Source organism: Symbiobacterium terraclitae, assembly GCF_017874315.1.
Classification (GTDB): domain Bacteria; phylum Bacillota; class Sulfobacillia; order Symbiobacteriales; family Symbiobacteriaceae; genus Symbiobacterium; species Symbiobacterium terraclitae.
On sequence record NZ_JAGGLG010000011.1, the window covers coordinates 37,330 to 56,631 of the forward strand.

Consider the following 19,302-nt stretch of genomic DNA (forward strand, 5'->3'; position numbering starts at 1 on the left):
CATGGCCAGGCGTCTGATCGTCAACGCGGACGACTTCGGGCTCACCGCCGGGGTGAGCCGTGCGATCCTGAAGGCGCACCGGGAGGGGATCCTGACCTCCACCACCTTCATGGTGAACTTCCCCTGGGCCGGTGAGATGGCCGCCCTGCTGGCGGGCGCCACGCGCCTCGGCGTGGGGCTCCACCTGAACCTGACCACTGGAGCGCCCGTGCTGCCCCCCGACCAGGTGCCCAGCCTGGTGGGGCCTGACGGCCGCTTCGTGCGGGACCTGCTGCGCCTGCTCCGGCGAGTGCGGCCGGCCGAGGCGGAGCGGGAGTGGTCAGCGCAGCTGGAGCGGTTCGTGGCGCTGGTGGGGCGGCTGCCGACCCATCTGGATACGCACCGCTACCTGCAGGCTTGGCCGCCCCTCTGCCGGGCGATGCTGGCGGTGGCCCGCCGCTACGGCGTCGGCGCGGTGCGGGTACTGCCTCCCGACGTCTTCCCCCCCGGCACCTTTCCCCGCTGGAGCCCGGCCGGCCCGGTGCTGCGGGCGGTCCTGCGGCGGACCGCGGCCATGATCCGAAAGAGCGGGCTCCGTGCCCCGGACCGCACCCTGGCCGGCGACTTCGACCTGCCGGGGCTGCTGGACCGGCTGGACCGGGCCGGTGAAGGGGCCACCGAGATCGTGACCCACCCCGGCGAGGTCGACGACGAGCTGCGCGCCCTGAGCTCCCTCAGGGAGCAGCGCGCGGTCGAGCTGGCCGCGCTGACCGCGCCTGCCGCACGGGAGAGGGTGGAGCGGCTCGGGCTGCAGCTGATCCATTTCGGCGACCTGTGATCCCCTGCGCGAGGGAGGAGATTGCCGTGCGGACCCGGGCTGCGTTCTTCCAGCGGATCTCGGCCAGCCTGATGATTCCCCTCACCTTCCTGCCGTTTCCGGCTGTGCTGGTGGCCATCGGCACGGTGTTCGGCGTCGGCCCGCTGGAGTCGGCCGGGCTGGAGCTCCTGCGCGACTGGCTGCCGCTCTTCTTCGCGCTGGGCATCGCTGTCGGCTTCGCCGAGGGCGACGGCATGGCGGTGCTCTCCGCCGCAGCCGGCTACCTCACGATGATCGCCGTGGCGGTGGGGGTGGCCGGCGACCCCGCCCTGAACGTGGGCGTGCTCGGCGGCGTGGCCGCAGGGGCGGTGGCCACCTGGCTCTACGGGTACGCGTCCCGGGCGCGCCTGCCGGAGTTCCTGGCGCTGTTCTCGGGCAAGCGGATGGGCCCCATCGCCGCCGCGGCGGCCGGAGTGGCGCTTGGCTGGATCTTCGGCCTGATCTGGCCGGCCTTCCACGCGGCGATCGTCGCCCTGGGGCAGTGGATCTACGCCGCGGGCGGCACCGGCGCCCTCGTCTACGGCGGGATCCTGCGGATGCTGATCCCCACCGGCTTGCACCACATCCTGACGCAGCTGGTGGACTACCAGATGGGCGCCTGGACCGACCCCGCGACGGGTCAGGTGGTGGTCGGCGAGTACATCCGCTTCCTCCACGGCGACCCGGAGGCGGGGCGGCTGCTCTCAGGCTTCTTCCTCACCCTGGGCTTCGGCCCGCTGGGTGCGGGCCTGGCCATCGCCCACGAGGCCCGTCCCGAGCAGCGCCGGCGGGTGGGCGGCGTGATGCTCACCGGCGTCCTGACGGCTTTGATCCTGGGCATCACCGAGCCGGTGGAGTTCGCCTTCATCTTCGCCTCGCCGCTCCTGTTCGGCCTGCACGTGCTCTTCTCGGCGGTGGCGTCGCTCCTGGGCTACGCGCTGGACATCCACCTGGGCGGCTACGCCCTGCCGATGGCGCTGATCAACTGGCACCGGCAGCAGAACGGCTGGCTGCTGCTGCCGCTGGGCGTGCTCTGGACCCTGCTCTACTACGTGAGCTTCCGCCTCGTGATCCGCTGGCGCCGCCCCCCCGTCCTCGGGCAGGCCGGACCCGGGGATGCGATGGGGCCGGGGGGGAACGAGGCTGCGGGGCCATCTGGCGATGCGGCGCAGGCCGGGGCGGGCCCTGGCGCCCGGGAGCAGGGGGAGGCCGCCGCCATCCTGGAGGCTCTGGGCGGGGCCGGCAACGTGCGCAGCCTGACCGCCTGCATGACCCGCCTCCGCCTGGAGCTGAGCGACCCCGCTGCGGTGGACGAGGCCCGGCTGCGCGCCCTGGGCGCCGCCGGGGTCGTGCGGGCCGGGTCGTCGGTGCAGGTGGTCCTGGGCGCGCGGGCCGGCGAGGTCGAGCGGGCGGTGCAGCAGGAGATCGCCCGGGCCGGAAGGTCCGGGATCTGAGGCAGGAGGCGCGGGCTGTGCAGGTTACGATGGCGGTCGCGAAGGTGCCGAAGTTTGGACTGACTGAAAGCGGGGATTCTGTAGAACTGGTGGAGCGCCCGCGCGGGGGTGTGACGGGCATCCTGGCCGACGGGCAGCAGCACGGGCCGCCCGCCAAGCGGCTGAGCCAGCTGGTGGTGGCCAAGGCGATGCACCTGGTGGCGGACGGGGTGCGGGACGGCGCCGTCGCCCGGGGGGTGCACGACTACCTGTACGCGGTGCGGAACGGCAAGGTCACCACGGAGCTGGTGCTGCTCTCGGCCGACACCCGCACCCGGACCCTGGTGGTCACCCGGAACACCCACGTGCCGGTGCTGATCCGGCGGGCGGACGGCTCCATCCTGCGGCTGGACGAGCCGGTGGAGCCCATCGGCATGCGGGAGACGCTGCGGCCGGTGATCGCCGAGATCCCGCTGGAGACGGGGCTGGCGGCCCTGGCCTGCACCGACGGCGTCCTCTCCGCCGGCCGCCGGTACGGGCGGGAGTGGCCCGTGGAGCGGCTGGAGGAGCTCCTGCGGGCGGCAGACCCCGACGACATGCAGGCCCTGGCCGACCGGGTGCTGGCGGAGGCCATGGCCCTGGACGAGGGCCGGCCGGCCGACGACATGTCCGTGCTGGTGGTGGGCGTGGGCGACGCCGGCGGAGACCGCATCCGCCGCATGAGCGTGACGATGAAGTGGTGAGGCTGACTCGAGGGGGAGTGCGATTGCAAGAGCCCGTCGTGGCGATTGTGGGGGTATGTGCTGCTGGGAAGACTACGTTGGCAGCCGGTCTGAACGCTGCCGGGATCACGGCCTACAGCGTGCCGCAGGAGCACTCGTCGGTGCGGCGTCTCTGGCTGCGGCGCAGCCCGCCGCCCGACATCCTGGTGATGCTTGACGCCCGCTGGGAGACCACCAAGAAGCGCCGGCCGGAGATCAGCTACGGGCCGGATCGGCTGGAGGAGCAGCGCCGGCGCCTGGCAGTGGCGCGGGAGGAGTGCGACCTCTACCTCCCGACCGACGACCTGAGCATCGCCGAGGTGCGCGAGCGGGTGCTGTCCTTCATCGCGGACTGGCGGAGGAGGAGGGAGGGGGCGTGATGCAGCCACCGCAGGAGGGGGTGGTCCCGGCCCGGAAGGGCCCCCTCAGGGAGATCCTCGAGACCGTGGCCGTGGCGGTGCTGATCGCCCTGCTGGTGCGCACCTTCGGCGTGCAGCTCTACCGGGTGGACGGCGACTCGATGCTGCCGACGCTGCACCACGGCGACCGGCTCCTGGTCAACAAGCTGGTCTACCGGTTCCGCGCGCCGGTCCCCGGCGAGGTGGTGGTGCTGCGGGATCCGGCCGGCACCGGGCGCCACCTGGTGAAGCGGGTGATCGCGGTGGCCGGCGAGGAGGTGGCCGTGCACGGCGACGTGGTGCTGGTCAACGGCCGCCCGCTGGAGGAGCCTTACACCAACCCCGGCAGCCCCGGGAACTATGACGCGGGCCCCCTGACCATCCCCGAGGGCTACGTGTGGGTGATGGGGGACAACCGCGGCGCATCGCTGGACTCGCGCCTGCTGGGACCGATCGCGGTCGAGCGGGTGGAGGGCCGGGCGATCGCGCTCTTCTGGCCGCCCGGGCGGGTGGGCGAGCACGGCCCGCTGGCGTCGGCGCGCGAGTACGAGTAGTGCGGGAGGAAGCCCTGTTGGCAGTCGTAACCTTTGAGCAGGTCAGGCGGGATCCCGAGGTGCATGCCTACATCGTGAAGGCCAACGAGATGCTGTCGGCCATCGGCTTCACCGAGCACGGCCTCAGGCACGTGGGGCTGGTGGCGCAGCGGGCCATGGGGCTGATGGCCGAGCTGGAGCGTCCCGAGCGCATGCGGGAGCTGGCGGGGATCGCGGCGCTGCTGCACGACATCGGCAACATCGTCAACCGCCACGATCACGGGCAGACCAGCGCCCTGCTGGCGCACAGCATCCTGAGCCGGATGGGCATGCCACCGGACGAGATCGCCATCGTCATGTCGGCCATCGGCAACCACGAGGAGGAGGTGGGCAACCCGGTCCACGACGTCTCCGCGGCGCTCATCCTCGCGGACAAGTCCGACGTGCACCGCACACGGGTCTACAACCGGGATGTGGCCACCTTCGACATCCACGACCGGGTGAACTACGCGGTGACCAGCAGCGAGCTGCACGCCTTCCACGACCAGAAGGTGATCCGGCTCAGCCTGGTCGTGGACACGTCGATCATCGCGATCATGGAGTACTTCGAGATTTTCCTCACCCGGATGATCATGTGCCGCCGGGCCGCAGAACTCCTGGGCTGCCGGTTCGAGCTGGTCATCAACGAGAATCGCCTGCTGTAGCACGGCGTTTTCCCTTTGACGTCGCGCTGGACGGGCCGTACAATTGAATATGTTGCCAGCAGGAACGGTTTAAGCCCCGGCGTATTCCTGACAAGGTTGGAGGCGCTGCCTCCTTTTGCTTTGCGACTCAGCTATTCCACATCGAGGAGGACGGGCCATGAAGGGCGGCTGGAACGCACTGGTTCTGGCCTTGATCGTGGTGCTCGTCGGCGGCACCATCGGGTTCTATCTGTCTCCGGCCCCGGATACGGGCTCTGCTCGGATCATGAAGCACATGAAGCTGGGCCTCGACCTGAAGGGCGGCGCGCACATCGTGCTCGAGGGCGTCGACTCGGAACTGGGCGCGGTCACCCCCGAGAAGGTGCAGGCCGCCAAGGCGGTCATTGAGAACCGCATCAACGCCCTCGGCGTCTCCGAGCCGCTGGTGCAGGTGGACGGCAAGAACCGGATCATCGTCGAGATCGCCGGCGCGGCGGATATCGACGAGGCCCGGGAGACCATCGGCAAGACCGCGGCGCTCCGGTTCCTGGACCCGGAGGGGAACGAGGTGCTGACCGGCAAGGACGTCGAGAAGGCGGGCGTGGCCCAGAACCCCACCGGGGCCGGCTTTATCGTGACGCTCAAGCTCAAGGGCGAAGGGCCGCAGAAGTTCTATGAGGCCACCTCCAAGTGGGTCGGCCAGCCGATCTACATCATGCTGGACGAGGACCTGATCTCCTGGCCGGTGGTCAACGAGCCGATTCCGGGCGGCGAGGCCACCATCACCGGCAACTTCACCGTCGAGGAGGCCAGCCAGCTGGCGACCCTGATCAACGGCGGCGCACTGCCCATCAAGCTGGTGGAGGTCGAGGCCCGGATGGTCAGCGCCACCCTGGGCGCCGACTCCATCGCCAAGTCGCTCCGGGCGGGCGCGATCGGCATGATCGGCGTGCTGCTGTTCATGATGCTGCTCTACCGCATCCCGGGCTTCCTGGCGGACGTCGCGCTGGGCGTCTACGCCATCCTCAACATGATCGTGCTGCTGGCCATCGGCAACGTCTTCACCCTGCCCGGCATCGCCGGCGTGCTGCTGGGCATCGGCATGGCGGTGGACGGCAACGTCATCATCTTCGAGCGCATCAAGGAGGAGCTGCGCAAGGGCAAGGGGCTCCGCTCCGGCATCGACGCCGGCTTCCACCGGGCGTACGTGACGGTGCTGGACTCCCAGGTGACCACCGCCATCGCCGCGGCGATCCTCTGGTACCTGGGCACCGGTCCGGTGCGGGGCTTCGCCGTGACGCTCTTCGTCGGCACCGTGCTCTCGATGTTCACGGCGGTCACCTTCTCCCGCTGGCTGATCAAGCTGGCTGTGAACACCGGCTGGTTCAACAAGCGCACGCTGTTCGGCGTGAAGGAGGTGGCCGAGTAAATGGGCTTCCTTACCCGGATCCGCTACATGCGGTACGCGAAGCACTACCTGATCTTCGCGCTGGTCACCGTCCTGATCTCCCTCGGCTCCCTGGTCACCCTGGGGCTCAACCGGGGCATCGACTTCTCCGGCGGCCTGCTGCTGGACATCCAGTTCGAGAAGACCGTGAGCACCGAGCAGGTGCGCACCGTCATCATGCAGGCGACCGGCATCGACGCGCAGATCCAGCAGGTGGAGGTCCGGGGCGCGGAGAACCCCGAGGCCACCGAGTTCCTGGTGCGCACCCCCGAGCTGACTGACGATCAGAAGGACAGCCTGTTCAAGAACCTGCTCCACCTGGGCAGCTATGAGGTCATCAGCGAGGACGCGGTCTCGGCCACGGTCTCCTCGGAGCTGACGCAGAAGGCGCTGCTGGCCATCGGCATCGCCCTGGTGCTGCAGGTGATCTACATCAGCATCCGCTTCCAGTTCCGGATGGGCGTCACGGCCGTGCTCGCCCTGGTGCATGACGTGATCATCACCGCCGGCGTGCTCTCGCTGCTCCAGGTGGAGATCAACTCCAACTTCGTGGCGGCGGCGCTCACCGTACTCGGTTACTCGATGAACGACACCGTCGTGGTGATGGACCGCCTGCGGGAGAACCTGCACAACCGGCAGAAGGGCGAGTCCTTCGAGGAGATGGCCACCCGGTCGATCCAGGAGGTCATCACCCGCTCGATCTACACCGGTGTGTCGGTGATCCTGATGCTCGTGGCGATGATCGTCCTGGGCGGCTCGACCATCCTCGACTTCGCCCTGACGCTGCTGGTGGGCACCCTCGCCGGCACCTACTCCTCGATCGTCGTCGCGGCCGCGCTCTGGTACCTGTGGGAGCGCAACCACGACGGCCGGCACCCCGGCCCGGCCAAGGCCAAGCCGGCGAAGGCGTAGGGTTTTTCGGGAGAAACGTCAGCGGCACCCCGCACTTGGTGCGGGGTGCCGCTCTTGGCGTTGTTTGTGCGGGTGCGGGTTCGACGCGGCTCGGTTGCCTGCCCCCGACGTGAGGGCTCCCGCCCCCCCGGCCCGCCCGGTCCCGGCGCGTAGGGTCTGTTCGCAGCGACTGTTGATCGCCGTCGGGGCGGCGGGGTGGCGGGACCCTGACCCCCGTCACTTCCGGCGCGTACGCTCTGTTCGCATCGACTGTTGATCGCCGTCGGGGCGGCGGGGTGGCGGGACCCTGACCCCCGTCACTTCCGGCGCGTACACTCTGTTCGCAGCGACTGTTGATGGCGGACGGGGTGGTGGTGGGGAGGGACCCGGACCCTCAGGTCACCTCAGGCGCGTATGCTCTGATCTCAGTCCCTGTTGATCGTCAGCGGGGGGGCCCCTGGCTCGCCAAATGCCCAGACATCGCTGACAGACTTCGCCAGGTACATCCGGCGCATCATCCTCGTCTGGACGACAGCAGGACTCAGGAGGAGCAGAGCCCAACGCTCCCGGGCACCACTCTCCTCTGGCCGGCGTTGACACTCGACACGGGCAGAGCATAAGGCTGCCGGGGTCCATCCACCTCCGGCCGGAACGATCGCGCCAGTCCTCCCGGGGCTGGAAGGATCGCCCGCCCTGCTGGCGAAGAAACGCCCCCTGGGGAGAATATCCGAGAGCGAAGTGAAGGGGTGCGGCGTATGTACGAGATTCGTCCGGTTACGGTGACGGTGCGGGGCAAGGAGTTCGTCCGGGATGTGGTGCAGCACCCGGGGTCGGTCTGTATCCTGGGGCTGACCACGGAAGACAAGATCATCCTCGTGCGGCAGCACCGGCCCGGCATGGGCCGGACCAGCCTCGAGCTGCCGGGCGGACGCATCCGCCCGGGGGAAGCGCCTGCGGACGCCGCCCGGCGGGAGATGGAGGCGGAGACCGGGTACCGGCCGAAGAACCCGGAGCTGATCGCGCGCTTCTTCCCCGCCCCCGGTTACTCCTCGGAGGAGGTCTACTGCTTCGTCAGCGAGCAGCTGGTCCCCGGCAAGATGAGCTACGACGAGTCGGAGGAGCTGTCGGTGGAGTTCCTGAGCTACGCCGAGGCGATCGAGGCGATCCGGACGGGCCAGATCAGCGACGCCCGCTCGATCATCGCGCTGCTGCGCTGGGGCGACCTGCTCTTCGGCGGGCTGGGACCGGCGGAGCGCGGCGGGGCATGAACGAGCAGATTCGACAGCGTGCACAACACGGGGCGCCCTCCTCAGGGCGCCCCTTCGACATGCTTCGCGGGCGCCCAGTTCGGGCGGCGACGACGGGGTCCGCGGTTGTCGAGCAAAAAACCGGCGCGGTTGACAAGCCCCGAGCGAGTTTCCTGCCAGGGTTTGGTTACACTACTTCTAATCGCTGCGACGTTCGGGGGGTATACCATGGAATCTGTCCTCGGCCTGGTGCGGCATCCCGGCAACGACGGGCTCTTCCAGGCTGTAGAAATGTCCATTCTCTCGACCCTGGCCGGCCGGCCGCTGCACATCCACGCGGAGGGGCTCCGGGGCACCGGGAAGACGACCATCATGCGGCGGGTGCGGCGGATCCTGCCGCGCATCCGGCGGATCCGGGGCTGCCTGTACAACTGCGACCCGGCAGCGCCGCACTGCCCCGAGCACCGGGGGCTCAGCCCGGCGGAGGTCGCCGCGCTGGGCGAGGAGCGGGTGCCCATGCCCTTCCTGGAGATCTCGCACGCCGCCAAGATCGGCACCGTGGTGGGCTCCATCGACCTCAGCAGGCTCGTGCGGGCCACCGAGCCCGAGGCGGCGCTGCTGCCCGGCACGATCCCCCAGGCCCACCGGGGCATCATCTTCGTGGACGAGATCAACCGGCTGGCGGAGACCTCGCCCGAGCTGGCCGACGTGCTGCTGGACGTGATGGGCACCAAGCCCGGCCGCGTCCAGATCGAGGAGACGGGCCTGCCCCCGGTGGAGCTGCCGGTGCTGGTGTCGGTCTGGGCGGCCTCGAACCCGGACGAGGACCCCGGCCCGCTGGAGGAGATCCGGCGGCAGCTGAGCGACCGCTTCGACCTCGCCATCTACACCGACCGGCCCGGCGACCCGGGAGTGGTCGAGCAGATCCTGGCCGCCATGGAGTCGCCCGGCCCGGCCCTGCCGGGCATCGCCGAGACGCAGGCGGAGCTCTGGCGCACCCGGGTGTCCCTGCGCCTGGCCGAGCTGCGCAAGGTGCAGGTCCCGCCGGCCCTGCGCAGGGAGGTCGCCGCCCTGTACAGCAAGTTCGAGCTGGAGTCGCTCCGGGCGGTGCAGGCCATCCAGACCTGCCTGCAGCTGGCTGCCTGCCTGGACAACCGCAAGGAGGCGCAGCACGCCGACCTGCTGCGGGTGGCGCCGATGGCCCTGCGCCACCGCGTCGATCCCGAGACTCTCAGACGCATCACCAGCCACCTGGCGGCCGGCCCGGAGCCCGCCGAGGTGCCGGCGCCCGTGGACGTGCAGTCCCGGACCTGGACCCGGTCCCAGTCCCAGTCCCAGGGCGTCTCGTTCGGCGGGGTGCTGGCGGAGTCCCGGCCAGCGCCCGCCGGGCGGGCTCCGGAGGAGGCAGTGTCATCCGGGGCGGAGCTGGCCGAGGGGATCGCCGGGCGGGCCGCGGCGGGGTCAGGGACGACCGAAGAGCGCAGCGCCAGTGCGGCGGCCTCTGCACGGGCCGCAGGTGCAGGGGCTCACGCGGGTGCTGGACGACATGTCGGCGGCGGCCGGCTCGCCGACGGTGCGTCCTGGTTGCGCCGGGCGCTGTCGCACCTGGGCTTCAGCCGGGCGCTGCCCGACCCGGCGCAGCTGCCGCCGCAGGCGCCGCCCCTGCGGGCCAGGCCGATCACGGCGCTGCGCGCCGAGGAGTGGGTCCGCACCGAAGAGGAGCTGGGACGCCTGTGACCGGCGCCGGGAGCAGGCAGGCCCTCGCCTGGGACGAGAAACTCCGGCGCGCCCTGGCCGCCGGGCGAGGGGTCCGGCTGGGAGAGGCCGCGGTGGTGAGCCGCCGCCTGCACGTGGTGGAGTATCACGACCCGGGCCGGGTGGTGATCCTCAGCGACGTCGACTTCGGCCGGGCTGCTTACGGCCTGGCCGAGCCGGGGCTGGTCGTCCACATCGACGTCTTCCACGACGTGGCGAACGTGGACCACCGGGCCGTGGCTGCGGCCGTGCGCAGGGCGCTGGAGGGGCTCCCGGCACCCAGGGGTGCGAGGCCCGGCGCCCAGCTGATGGATTACGTCGACCTCGGCACGGCGACCGGCGGCGGGCGCATCACCAGCGGACTGGACCGCATGGTCAACCCTTCCGCGATGGCAGCGCACCGGAACCACGTCCACCTGGCGGTGCTCCTGCCGGACGAGCACCTGGCCCTCGCCTGGCGGATCGTCGCCGCCGTGGAGGGGGCGATCCTGGCCCAGGGCGTGGAACTCAGGTGCATCGAGCGCCTGGCGCACAGGCGCGGCGGCGTGCGGTCCGGCGACAACTCGGACCTGAGCCGCTACTACGGCGACAACCTCGACTCCTACATCGGCCGGGCCGCCGGCGCCCTCGGACGGCTCAGGCCCGCCGGCCATCCGGACGGGGCGTCGCTCACCGGGTACGGCGCCGGGTCCCGGGCCCGCGGCGGTGCCCCGCCGGATTCCCGGACTGCGGTTTCGGGGCAGGGAGCGCAACCGACCGCGGACGGGGCGCCGCCGACGCTGCCCGGAGGTGGTGCGGAACCGGCGCCGGCCGGAAGCGGGGCGGAATCGACGCCGGCCGGTCACAGGGCGGAACCGGCGCCGGCCGGCCACAGAGTGGAACCAGCGTCGTCCGGACACGGGGCGGTGCCGACGCGGGCCGGACCCTGGGTGGAACCATCGCCGGCCGGGCTCGGCGCGCAGCCGGCGCCCGACGGGCCTACCGAGCAGCCGATCTCCGGCCCGTGCGGGGACGGGCTGGCGCCACGCGGGCCCCAGGCGGGGCGAGTTCCGGTCGCGCCGGAAGCGCGGCGGGGAGCGACCCTGCGGCAGGCGCATGCCGGGGCGGGCGGAGAGGAGCAACTGGTGGCGCGGCCAGCCCCTGAGCGGGACTGGACAGCGTCGTGGGTCTCCGGCGAGGCGGGATGGCGCTCGGCGACGCAGTCTGGGCACCCGGCGCGGGACGGCCACGACGTGCAGCGGGCGCTGGAGCACGCTGCGTACCGGACGCTGACCGACGAGGCGCAGCGGGCGCTGGAGCACGAGGCGTCCCGGACGCTGGAGCACGAGGCGTCCCGGACGCTGGAGCACGAGGCGTACCGGGAGCGCGCTACGCAGGAGGCGCAGCGCATGCTGGCGGCGCTGGACCTCTCCCGCCGGATTGGCTCGCCGGACGAGTTGAAGCGCGTCCTCGAGGACCTGGCGCGGGAGCAGGGATGGGCGGCGCTTTACTCGGGCGGCGGGAACCAGGCGCCGTTCGTGCTGCGGCAGCTGGAGGAGGCGGGGCTGGTCCGGCGGGAGGTCAGGGGCATGCGGCTGACGCCGGAGGGCAGGGAACTGCTGGCCTTCCTGCGCAGCCACCTGCGGGACGTGAAGCTGCGCTTCCGGAAGCTGATCCGCCGCATCCCGGGGCGCGGGCTCTCCCGCCTGAACGCCCGGCGGCCCGGGCGGGGTGCGCCCTCCCCCGACGTGCGCTACGGACAGGTGCGGGGGACTGCCCCGGCGCAGCCCGGCGCCTGGCTGAACGACGTGGCGGTGCCCGAGACCGTCACGGCCGCGATCCGCCGCACGTACCTGGAGCGCATTGCGGCGGGGGCCTCCGCCGGTACCGGGCCCGCTCGGCTGCGACTGGACCGCAGGGACATCCACGTGAACCTGCGGGCGTCCGAGCACCCGCTGCACATCTGCCTGCTCATCGACGCCAGCGCGTCCATGGCCGGACGGCGCATCATGGCCGCCAAGCACCTGGCCCGGCACCTGCTGGTCTCCACCCGCGACCGCATCGCCGTCATCGCCTTCCAGGAGCGGGACGTGCGGGTCTACGTGCCCTTCACCCGCGACTACGGCGTCGTCGAGGAGGGCCTCTCCCGCATCCAGCCGCTGGGCCTCACGCCGCTGGCCCACGGCCTCAGCCGGTCGATGGAGCTGATCAACAGCTCACGGGTGCGGCGGCCGCTGCTCCTGCTGATCACCGACGGCATCCCCACCGTGCCCAAGTGGTCCGCCGACCCGCTGGCCGACGCCCTCGAGGCCGCCAGGCACCTGCGGGCCGGCCGGATCCCGTTCGGCTGCATCGGCCTTCAGCCCTCGCGCCGCTACCTGGAGCAGCTGACGCGCGAGGCCGGCGGAACGCTGCACGTGGTCGAAGAGCTCTCCGAGGAGTCGCTGATCACCATCGCACACCGCGAGCGGCTGAAGCTCGCACCGCGGGTCCGATGAGCCGGGCGGGCCCGCGAATCTTGGTGACGATGGCAGGGATTGACCGCCCGATCCTCGAAAACATCAGGGTCTATCGCGCATCCCAGCCCCCCGCCAGCGTCCGCTGCCGGGGGGCAGCACGTGGTCTTGGGAGTGAAACGGGATGGCACGACCCTACCGACCGAAGCGATGGCGGCCGGAACTGGCTGACCCTGCCGGCTGTTACCTCCTCTCGCGGGCGCTCTCCATATCGCCGGTCACCGCGCAGGTGCTGGTCAACCGGGGGCTGCGCACGCCGGAGCAGGCCCGGGAGTTCCTGGCGGCCGGCCGGAGCCAGATCCTCGACCCCTTCCGCCTCAAGGGCATGCGGGAGGCCGTGGCCCTGATCCGGGCGCGCCTCGCCGCGGGCGGGCCGATCCTGATCTACGGCGACTACGACGCCGACGGGGTCACCGCCACGGCCACAATGGTCACCGCCCTGCGCGCGCTGGGCGCGCAGGTGGAGTACTACATTCCTGACCGGTTCACCGAGGGATACGGGCTGAACGCCGATGCGCTGCGGGCGCTGCGCAGCCGGGGCCACGACTTCGTGGTCACGGTCGACACGGGGGTCTCCGCCGTCGCCGAGGCCGAGCTGGCCCGGGAGCTGGGCATGACGCTGGTGGTGACCGACCACCACGAGCCCGGCCCCGTGCTGCCGGACGTGCCGGCGCTGGTCAACCCCCGGCGGCCCGACTGCACGTACCCGTTCAAGGGGCTCGCCGGGGCGGGGGTGGCCTTCAAGCTGGCCCTCGCCCTGGAGGCGCCCAACGTCTGGGACCTGCTGGACATCGTCACGCTGGGCACGGTCGCCGACCTGATGCCCCTGGTGGGCGAGAACCGGGCCATCGTGCGGGAGGGTCTCTCCCGCCTGGGCGCCACCCACCGGCCGGGCCTCAGGGCCCTGATGGAGGTGGCGGGCGTCAGGTCGCCGGTCACCGCCGGGCACGTGGGCTTCGCCCTTGCGCCCCGCATCAACGCCCTGGGGCGCATGCGCGTGGCCACGGAGGCCGTCGAGCTCCTGCTGACCGAGGATCCGGTCCGGGCGCAGGAGCTGGCCCGCCGGCTGGACGCCGAGAACCGGGCCCGCCAGGAAACCGAGGCCGCGATCCTCGAGGAGGCCCTGGCGCAGGCGGCCGCCCTGCCGCCGGAGGAGCGGGAGTGGGCCCTGGTGCTGGCCGGGGAGGGCTGGCACCACGGCGTGGTGGGCATCTGCGCCTCGCGGGTACTGGAGGTCTACCACCGGCCGACGATCCTGCTCTCGATCGACGGCGACGAGGCGCGGGGCTCCGCCCGGTCGATCCCCGGGTTCCACATCCAGCGGGCCCTGCTGCAGATGTCCGACCTGTTCACGAAGTTCGGCGGGCACGCCGCGGCGGCGGGGATGTCGCTGCGCAGCGCCGCCCTGGTGGGGGAACTGCGCCGGCGCCTGAACCGGCTGGCGGCGGAGTGGCTGCGCCCGGAGGACCTGGTGCCCGAGCAGCGGGTGGACGCCTTCGTGCCCCTGGAGGAGGTGGACGAGCGCCTGGTCCAGGAGCTCATGGCCCTGGAGCCCTACGGCATCGGCAACCCGGCGCCCGTCCTGGCCACGGACGGCGTGTGGGTGGCCGACGGCCGCCCGATCGGGCGGGAGCAGCAGCACCTGAAGCTGATGCTCAGCGGCGAGGGCAGCGGCCCGGGGAGCGCACCGGTGGAGGCTGTGGGCTGGAACATGGCGGCGGTGATGCCCCAGCGGGGGCAGCGCCTGGCCGTGGCGTACCAGCCGGAGCTCAACACCTACATGGGCCGCACCCGTGTCCAGCTGATGCTGAAGGACCTGAAGGCGGCCCCGGGTGCCAGCCCGCTCCGGCTGACCGAGGACCACTGCCTGGCCTGGGACCCGCTGGCGGGAGCAACCGGGGCCGGCGAGGCCGTACGGCGCCCGTCACAGGTGATCGACGCCCGGAACGGGCGGTTGAGCGGCGTGTTGGCGGCGATGGCGTCACCGGGCTCGGAGGTGGCCGTGAGCGGTGAGCGGGCCGCGCCTGCGCCTCCCGGCTCGGATGCGGTTGCGAGCGGCGAGCTGGCCACCGTGGCGTCGCCCGGCTCGGAGGCGGCTGCGGCCGGCGACGTCGACGATCCCGTGCTCGCCTACCTGTCTGCCCTCTGCCGCCCGGCCGAGGCCCGCGTGCTGGTGCTCACGTCCAGCCCGTGGACGGCGATGGCCCTGGCCGACCGGGCGGAACGGGAGCTGCCCGACCTGCGCCGGGGCCTGTCCCTCTGGCTGCCGGGCGAGCCCGAGCCGCCCGGGGGCCGGCTGGTGGTCGCGGCCCACGGCCAGGTCCCGCGGGGGCCGTACAGCGACGTGGTGCTCTACCACCCGCCCTACGCACCGGCATCCTACCCTGCCGAGCGGCTCCACCTGCTCTGGCGGGAGGAGGACTGGGCGCTGGCCGAGGAGACCCTGGGCTGGCCCTATCCGGACCGGGACGTCCTGGTGCACCTGTACCGGCTGCTCCGCAGCGGTGACGCCACACCCGCCGGGCTGGCCCGCCGCCTGGGGGAGATCCCCGGCCCGTGGAACCGGCTGCGGTTCGAGAGCGGGATGGCGGTCTTCGCCGAGATCGGTCTCGTGAGCGGCGACGGCCGGCTGCTGGCGCCGGCCGACGGGGTTCGGTTTGATCTTGAGTCCAGCCGGCGGTATCGACGGGGCCAGACGGCGCGCACGACGCTGGCCGTGCAGCGCACGGAAGGTTGGCCACAGGCGGTTCGAGCAATATAATATAATGAGGTGTGAGGAGGCTAACTTTCATGGATTTCAAGTCGCGGATCCGCACGGTGCCGGACTTCCCTAAGCCCGGGATCTCCTTCAAGGACATCACGACCCTGCTCAAGGACCGGGAGGCGTTCCACGCGGCCATCGAGGCGCTGGCTTCCCACTTCGAGCCGATGGGTGTTGACATGGTCACCGGACCCGAGGCCCGGGGGTACATCTTCGCGTCCGCCATGGCGTACCGGCTGAATGCGGGCTTCGTGCCCATCCGCAAGCCGGGCAAGCTGCCCTACAAGACCCGGGGCATCTCGTATCAACTTGAGTACGGCGAGGATAGGCTGGAAGTACATGAGGACGCCTTCGAGCCCGGGCAGAAGGTGCTGGTCGTTGACGACCTGCTGGCCACGGGCGGCACGATCCGGGCGACGATCGACCTCGTGGAGTCGCTGGGCGCCCGGGTGGTGGGCGTGGCCTTCCTGATCGAGCTGACCGAGCTCGGGGGCAGGAAGCGGCTCCAGGATCACGAAGTGTTCTCGCTGATTCAGTTCTAGGCCGCCGTCCGGAGGAAGGGGGGGTGACAGCCGTGATCGATATTCAGCCGCTGGTTGACAAAGTGCTTGCTTACCACCCGAGCGCGGATGTCGCCCTGATCCGGGACGCCTTCGAGTTTGCGGCGAAGGCGCACGACGGTCAGTGCCGCAAGTCCGGCGAGCCCTATATTACCCATCCGGTGGCCGTAGCGGAGATTGTGGCGTCGCTGGAGCTGGACACCGAATCGGTGGCAGCCGCCCTCCTGCACGACGTGCTGGAGGACTGCGGGGTCACCTTCGCGGAGTTGGAGCAGCGGTTCGGCAAGGAGGTCGCCACGCTGGTGGACGGCGTCTCCAAGCTGGACCGGCTCAACTTCACATCCCGCGACGAGGCGCAGGTGGAAAACCTGCGCAAGATGTTTCTGGCGATGGCCAAGGACCTGCGGGTCATCCTCATCAAGCTGGCCGACCGGCTCCACAACATGCGCACGCTCAAGCACCAGTCCTCCTCGGCGCAGTTGCGCATCGCCCAGGAGACGATGGACATCTACGCCCCCCTGGCGCACCGCCTGGGCCTGAGCGAGATCAAGTGGGAGCTGGAGGACCTGTCCTTCCGCGTCCTGGAGCCGGACCGTTACCAGGAGATGACCTACCTGGTGGCCCGCAAGCGGCAGGAGCGGCAGGCGATCACGCAGGACCTGATGGACCAGCTGCGCACCGTGCTGGAGCAGGAGGGCATCAAGGCCGACATCTCCGGCCGGCCGAAGCACTTCTATTCCATCTACAAGAAAATGTACCGGCAGGGCAAGGACATCTCGCAGATCTACGACCTCATCGCGATCCGCATCATCGTGGAAGAGGTCAAGGACTGCTACGCCGTCCTCGGCATCATCCACAGCCACTGGAAGCCCCTGCCGCTCCGGTTCAAGGACTATATCGCCACGCCGAAGCCCAACATGTACCAGTCGCTGCACACGACGGTGATCGGGCCGCACGGCGAGCCGTTTGAGATCCAGATTCGCACCTACGAGATGCACCGCACCTCCGAGTTCGGCGTGGCGGCCCACTGGGCGTACAAGGAAGGCAAGACCGACAAGGAGTTCGACAAGAAACTCCAGTGGCTGCGGTCGCTCCTGGAGTGGCACCAGGAGATCCGCGATGCCCGGGAGTTCGTCGAGTCGGTGAAGGTGGACATCTTCTCCGATCAGGTCTTCGTCTTCTCGCCCAAGGGACACGTCTACAGCCTGCCGGCCGGCGGCACGCCGCTGGACTTCGCCTTCGCCGTCCACTCCGACATCGGTTACCGGTGCGTGGGGGCGAAGGTGAACGGCCGGATCGCCCCGCTGGATACGGCGTTGAAGAACGGCGACGTGGTCGAGATCCTCACCTCCAAGCAGTCGCCCGGCCCGTCCATCGACTGGCTGAAGGTCGTCAAGACCGCCTCGGCCAAGAACAAGATCCGCCAGTTCTTCAAGCGGGAGCGCCGGGAGGAGAACCTGGCCCGGGGCAAGGAGATCCTCAAGGGCGAGGTCCAGAAGACCGGCATCGAGGCCCACGAGCTGCTCCGGGACGACTGGATGGCTGAGGTCTGCAAGCGGGTGAGCGTGAAGGATGTCGACGACCTCTACGTCGCCATCGGCATCGGCTCGCTGAACGCCGGCTCGGTGGTCTCCCGGCTGCGGGAGATGTACGAGAAGGAGAAGCGGGCCCAGGAGCCGCCGCCGCCCATCGAGATCGAGAAGAAGGACTGGTCGGGCTACGGGAAGGCCTCCAACGGCATCCGCGTGAAGGGCGTTTCCAACCTGGTCGTCCGCCTCTCCCGGTGCTGCACGCCGGTCCCGGGCGACCCGATCATCGGCTTCGTCACCCGCGGCCGGGGCGTGACGGTGCACCGGCTGGACTGCCCCAACATGGAGGACCTGGCCAAGGACCCCGACCGGCTGATCGAGGTGGCCTGGGAGGAGAACTACCAGACCGCCAGCCCGGTCGAGGTGCAGGTGACCGCCCTGGACCGCTCCGGGCTTCTCAAGGACGTGGTCTCCATCATCGCCGATGCCCGCATCAACATGCTCTCCACCTCCAGCCGGGCGAACAAGTCGAAGATCGCCACGCTGGACCTGGTGCTGGAGATCAAGGATGCGCAGCAGCTGCAGTACGTGATGCAGAAGATCGCCAAGGTGCGTGACGTGATGCACGTGGAGCGTGTCGTCCACGAGCGCAAGGGGAAGGCCGCCCGGGCCAAGCAGGCGTGATGGGCTTGTTGGCACAGCTGTGGCGGTCCGTTTCTCGGCGGCCCGTTGGCGTGTCATTGACCCTGCCGTAAGGCGGGGTTTTTTCGCGTGATCGGGGGCTGGGGAGTGCACCCACATCTGCTCCCCGGGAGTGGTTCCCGGGCTGCGTAGGGTCTGTTCGTACTCAGTGTTGATGGCGGACGGGATCGGGGTGGTGTCCGAGTGCCTTGCGGTCTGTTCGTGCTGAGTGTTGATGGCGAAGGGGCCGGGGTGGTACTTGGGCGCCTTAGGTTCTGTTCGTACTGAGTGTTGATGGCGGACGGGGCCGGGGTAGTACCGGGGCGCCTTACGGTCTGTTCGTACTGAGTGTTGATGGCGGACGGGGCCGGGGTAGTACCGGGGCGCCTTACGGTCTGTTCGTACTGAGTGTTGATGGCGGACGGGATCGGGGTGGTGTCCGAGTGCCTTGGGCTCTGTTCGAGCTGAGTGTTGATGGCGGACGGGGCCGGGGTGGTGTCCGAGTGCCTTAGGCCCTGTTCGTGCTGAGTGTTGATGGCGAAGGGGCCGCGGTAGTACCGGGGCGCCTTATGGTCTGTTCGTACTCAGTGTTGATGGCTGATGGGACCGGTGAGGTGCCCGAGCGCCTTAGGCTCTGTTCGTGCTGAGTGTTGATGGCGAAGGGGCCGGGGTGGTATCGGTGGGCTTTACGGTCTGTTCGTGCGAAGTGTTGATGGGGGATAGGACTGGGAGTGTGCCTGGGCCCCTTCCGCTCGTCCACAGAGGTGGTGGTGTGTGGCTGGGTGGTCTCCGGGCATTATCGGGTCGGTGTGCTCGTGGCGTTGCGGCCACACACGGGGCGGCGAGCGGCGGTCGTGCCGGGAGAAGGCTGGTAAGTACCGGCGAACGTCCTGCCTGCAAACTGGTCACGGCTATCAACAGCGAGTGCGAACAGACCCTATGCGGCTGGAAGGGGGTGTATCCGGTGCGGCCTCGTTCCTCCTTCAACGGTTCAGCCCTTCAGGATCGCCACCCCGAAGGCCATCAACAGCGAGTGCGAACAGACCCTATGCGGCTGGATGGGGGTATATCCGGTGCGGCCTCGTTCCTCCTTCGGCGGTTCAGCCCTTCAGGATCGCCACCCGGAAAGCCATCAACAGCGAGTGCGAACAGACCCTATGCGGCTGGAAGGGGGTGTATCCGGTGCGGCCTCGTTCCTCCTTCAACGGTTCAGCCCTTGAGGATTGCCACCCCGAAGGCATCAACAGCGAGTGAAAACAGAACCTATGCGGCTGGATGGGGGTGCATCCGCGC

General features: G+C 70.3%; 14 protein-coding genes. All 14 read left to right on the plus strand.

The window, feature by feature from the left end; all coding sequences use genetic code 11:
- The first annotated feature begins 1 nt into the window (after nucleotide 1).
- Entirely contained in the window at nucleotides 2–817 is an 816-nt protein-coding gene (locus J2Z79_RS08145; protein ID WP_209466378.1) for a carbohydrate deacetylase, read from the plus strand.
- A 26-nt stretch (nucleotides 818–843) separates the two neighbouring features.
- A complete protein-coding gene (locus J2Z79_RS08150; protein WP_209466379.1) occupies nucleotides 844–2,289 on the plus strand; it encodes a PTS transporter subunit EIIC in 1,446 nt (481 codons plus the stop codon).
- A 17-nt stretch (nucleotides 2,290–2,306) separates the two neighbouring features.
- Nucleotides 2,307–3,011: a PP2C family protein-serine/threonine phosphatase gene (locus J2Z79_RS08155; RefSeq protein ID WP_209466380.1), complete on the plus strand. Its 705-nt coding sequence runs from the start codon at nucleotides 2,307–2,309 to the stop codon at nucleotides 3,009–3,011.
- 77 nt (nucleotides 3,012–3,088) lie between these two features.
- On the plus strand, nucleotides 3,089–3,409 hold the full coding sequence (locus J2Z79_RS08160) for a hypothetical protein (protein ID WP_209466381.1): 321 nt from the start codon (nucleotides 3,089–3,091) through the stop codon (nucleotides 3,407–3,409).
- Nucleotides 3,409–3,981, plus strand: a complete 573-nt coding sequence (lepB, locus tag J2Z79_RS08165) for a signal peptidase I (RefSeq protein WP_245302464.1) — start codon at nucleotides 3,409–3,411, stop codon at nucleotides 3,979–3,981. The genes J2Z79_RS08160 and lepB overlap by 1 nt, the downstream gene beginning before the upstream one ends.
- A 17-nt stretch (nucleotides 3,982–3,998) precedes the next feature.
- Complete coding sequence (locus J2Z79_RS08170; protein ID WP_209466383.1) at nucleotides 3,999–4,664, plus strand: HD domain-containing protein; 666 nt, start codon at nucleotides 3,999–4,001, stop codon at nucleotides 4,662–4,664.
- A gap of 157 nt (nucleotides 4,665–4,821) precedes the next feature.
- Nucleotides 4,822–6,072: a protein translocase subunit SecD gene (secD, locus tag J2Z79_RS08175; RefSeq protein WP_209466384.1), complete on the plus strand. Its 1,251-nt coding sequence runs from the start codon at nucleotides 4,822–4,824 to the stop codon at nucleotides 6,070–6,072.
- Entirely contained in the window at nucleotides 6,073–7,002 is a 930-nt protein-coding gene (secF, locus tag J2Z79_RS08180) for a protein translocase subunit SecF (protein WP_209466385.1), read from the plus strand.
- A 734-nt stretch (nucleotides 7,003–7,736) separates the two neighbouring features.
- The gene (locus tag J2Z79_RS08185; RefSeq protein WP_209466386.1) at nucleotides 7,737–8,249 is read left to right on the plus strand and encodes an NUDIX hydrolase; all 513 of its coding nucleotides are present in this window, start codon (nucleotides 7,737–7,739) and stop codon (nucleotides 8,247–8,249) included.
- Nucleotides 8,250–8,456: 207 nt separating this feature from the next.
- Entirely contained in the window at nucleotides 8,457–9,965 is a 1,509-nt protein-coding gene (locus J2Z79_RS08190) for a magnesium chelatase ATPase subunit I (RefSeq protein WP_209466387.1), read from the plus strand.
- Nucleotides 9,962–12,460, plus strand: coding sequence for a VWA domain-containing protein (locus J2Z79_RS19150; protein WP_209466388.1), 2,499 nt, complete (start codon nucleotides 9,962–9,964; stop codon nucleotides 12,458–12,460). Before J2Z79_RS08190 ends, J2Z79_RS19150 begins: the two co-directional genes overlap by 4 nt.
- A 142-nt stretch (nucleotides 12,461–12,602) precedes the next feature.
- Nucleotides 12,603–15,239, plus strand: coding sequence for a single-stranded-DNA-specific exonuclease RecJ (gene recJ, locus J2Z79_RS08200; protein WP_209466389.1), 2,637 nt, complete (start codon nucleotides 12,603–12,605; stop codon nucleotides 15,237–15,239).
- Nucleotides 15,240–15,268: 29 nt separating this feature from the next.
- Complete coding sequence (locus J2Z79_RS08205; RefSeq protein WP_209466390.1) at nucleotides 15,269–15,781, plus strand: adenine phosphoribosyltransferase; 513 nt, start codon at nucleotides 15,269–15,271, stop codon at nucleotides 15,779–15,781.
- A 23-nt stretch (nucleotides 15,782–15,804) separates the two neighbouring features.
- Complete coding sequence (locus tag J2Z79_RS08210) at nucleotides 15,805–18,012, plus strand: RelA/SpoT family protein (RefSeq protein WP_209466391.1); 2,208 nt, start codon at nucleotides 15,805–15,807, stop codon at nucleotides 18,010–18,012.
- Nucleotides 18,013–19,302: the final 1,290 nt, after the last annotated feature.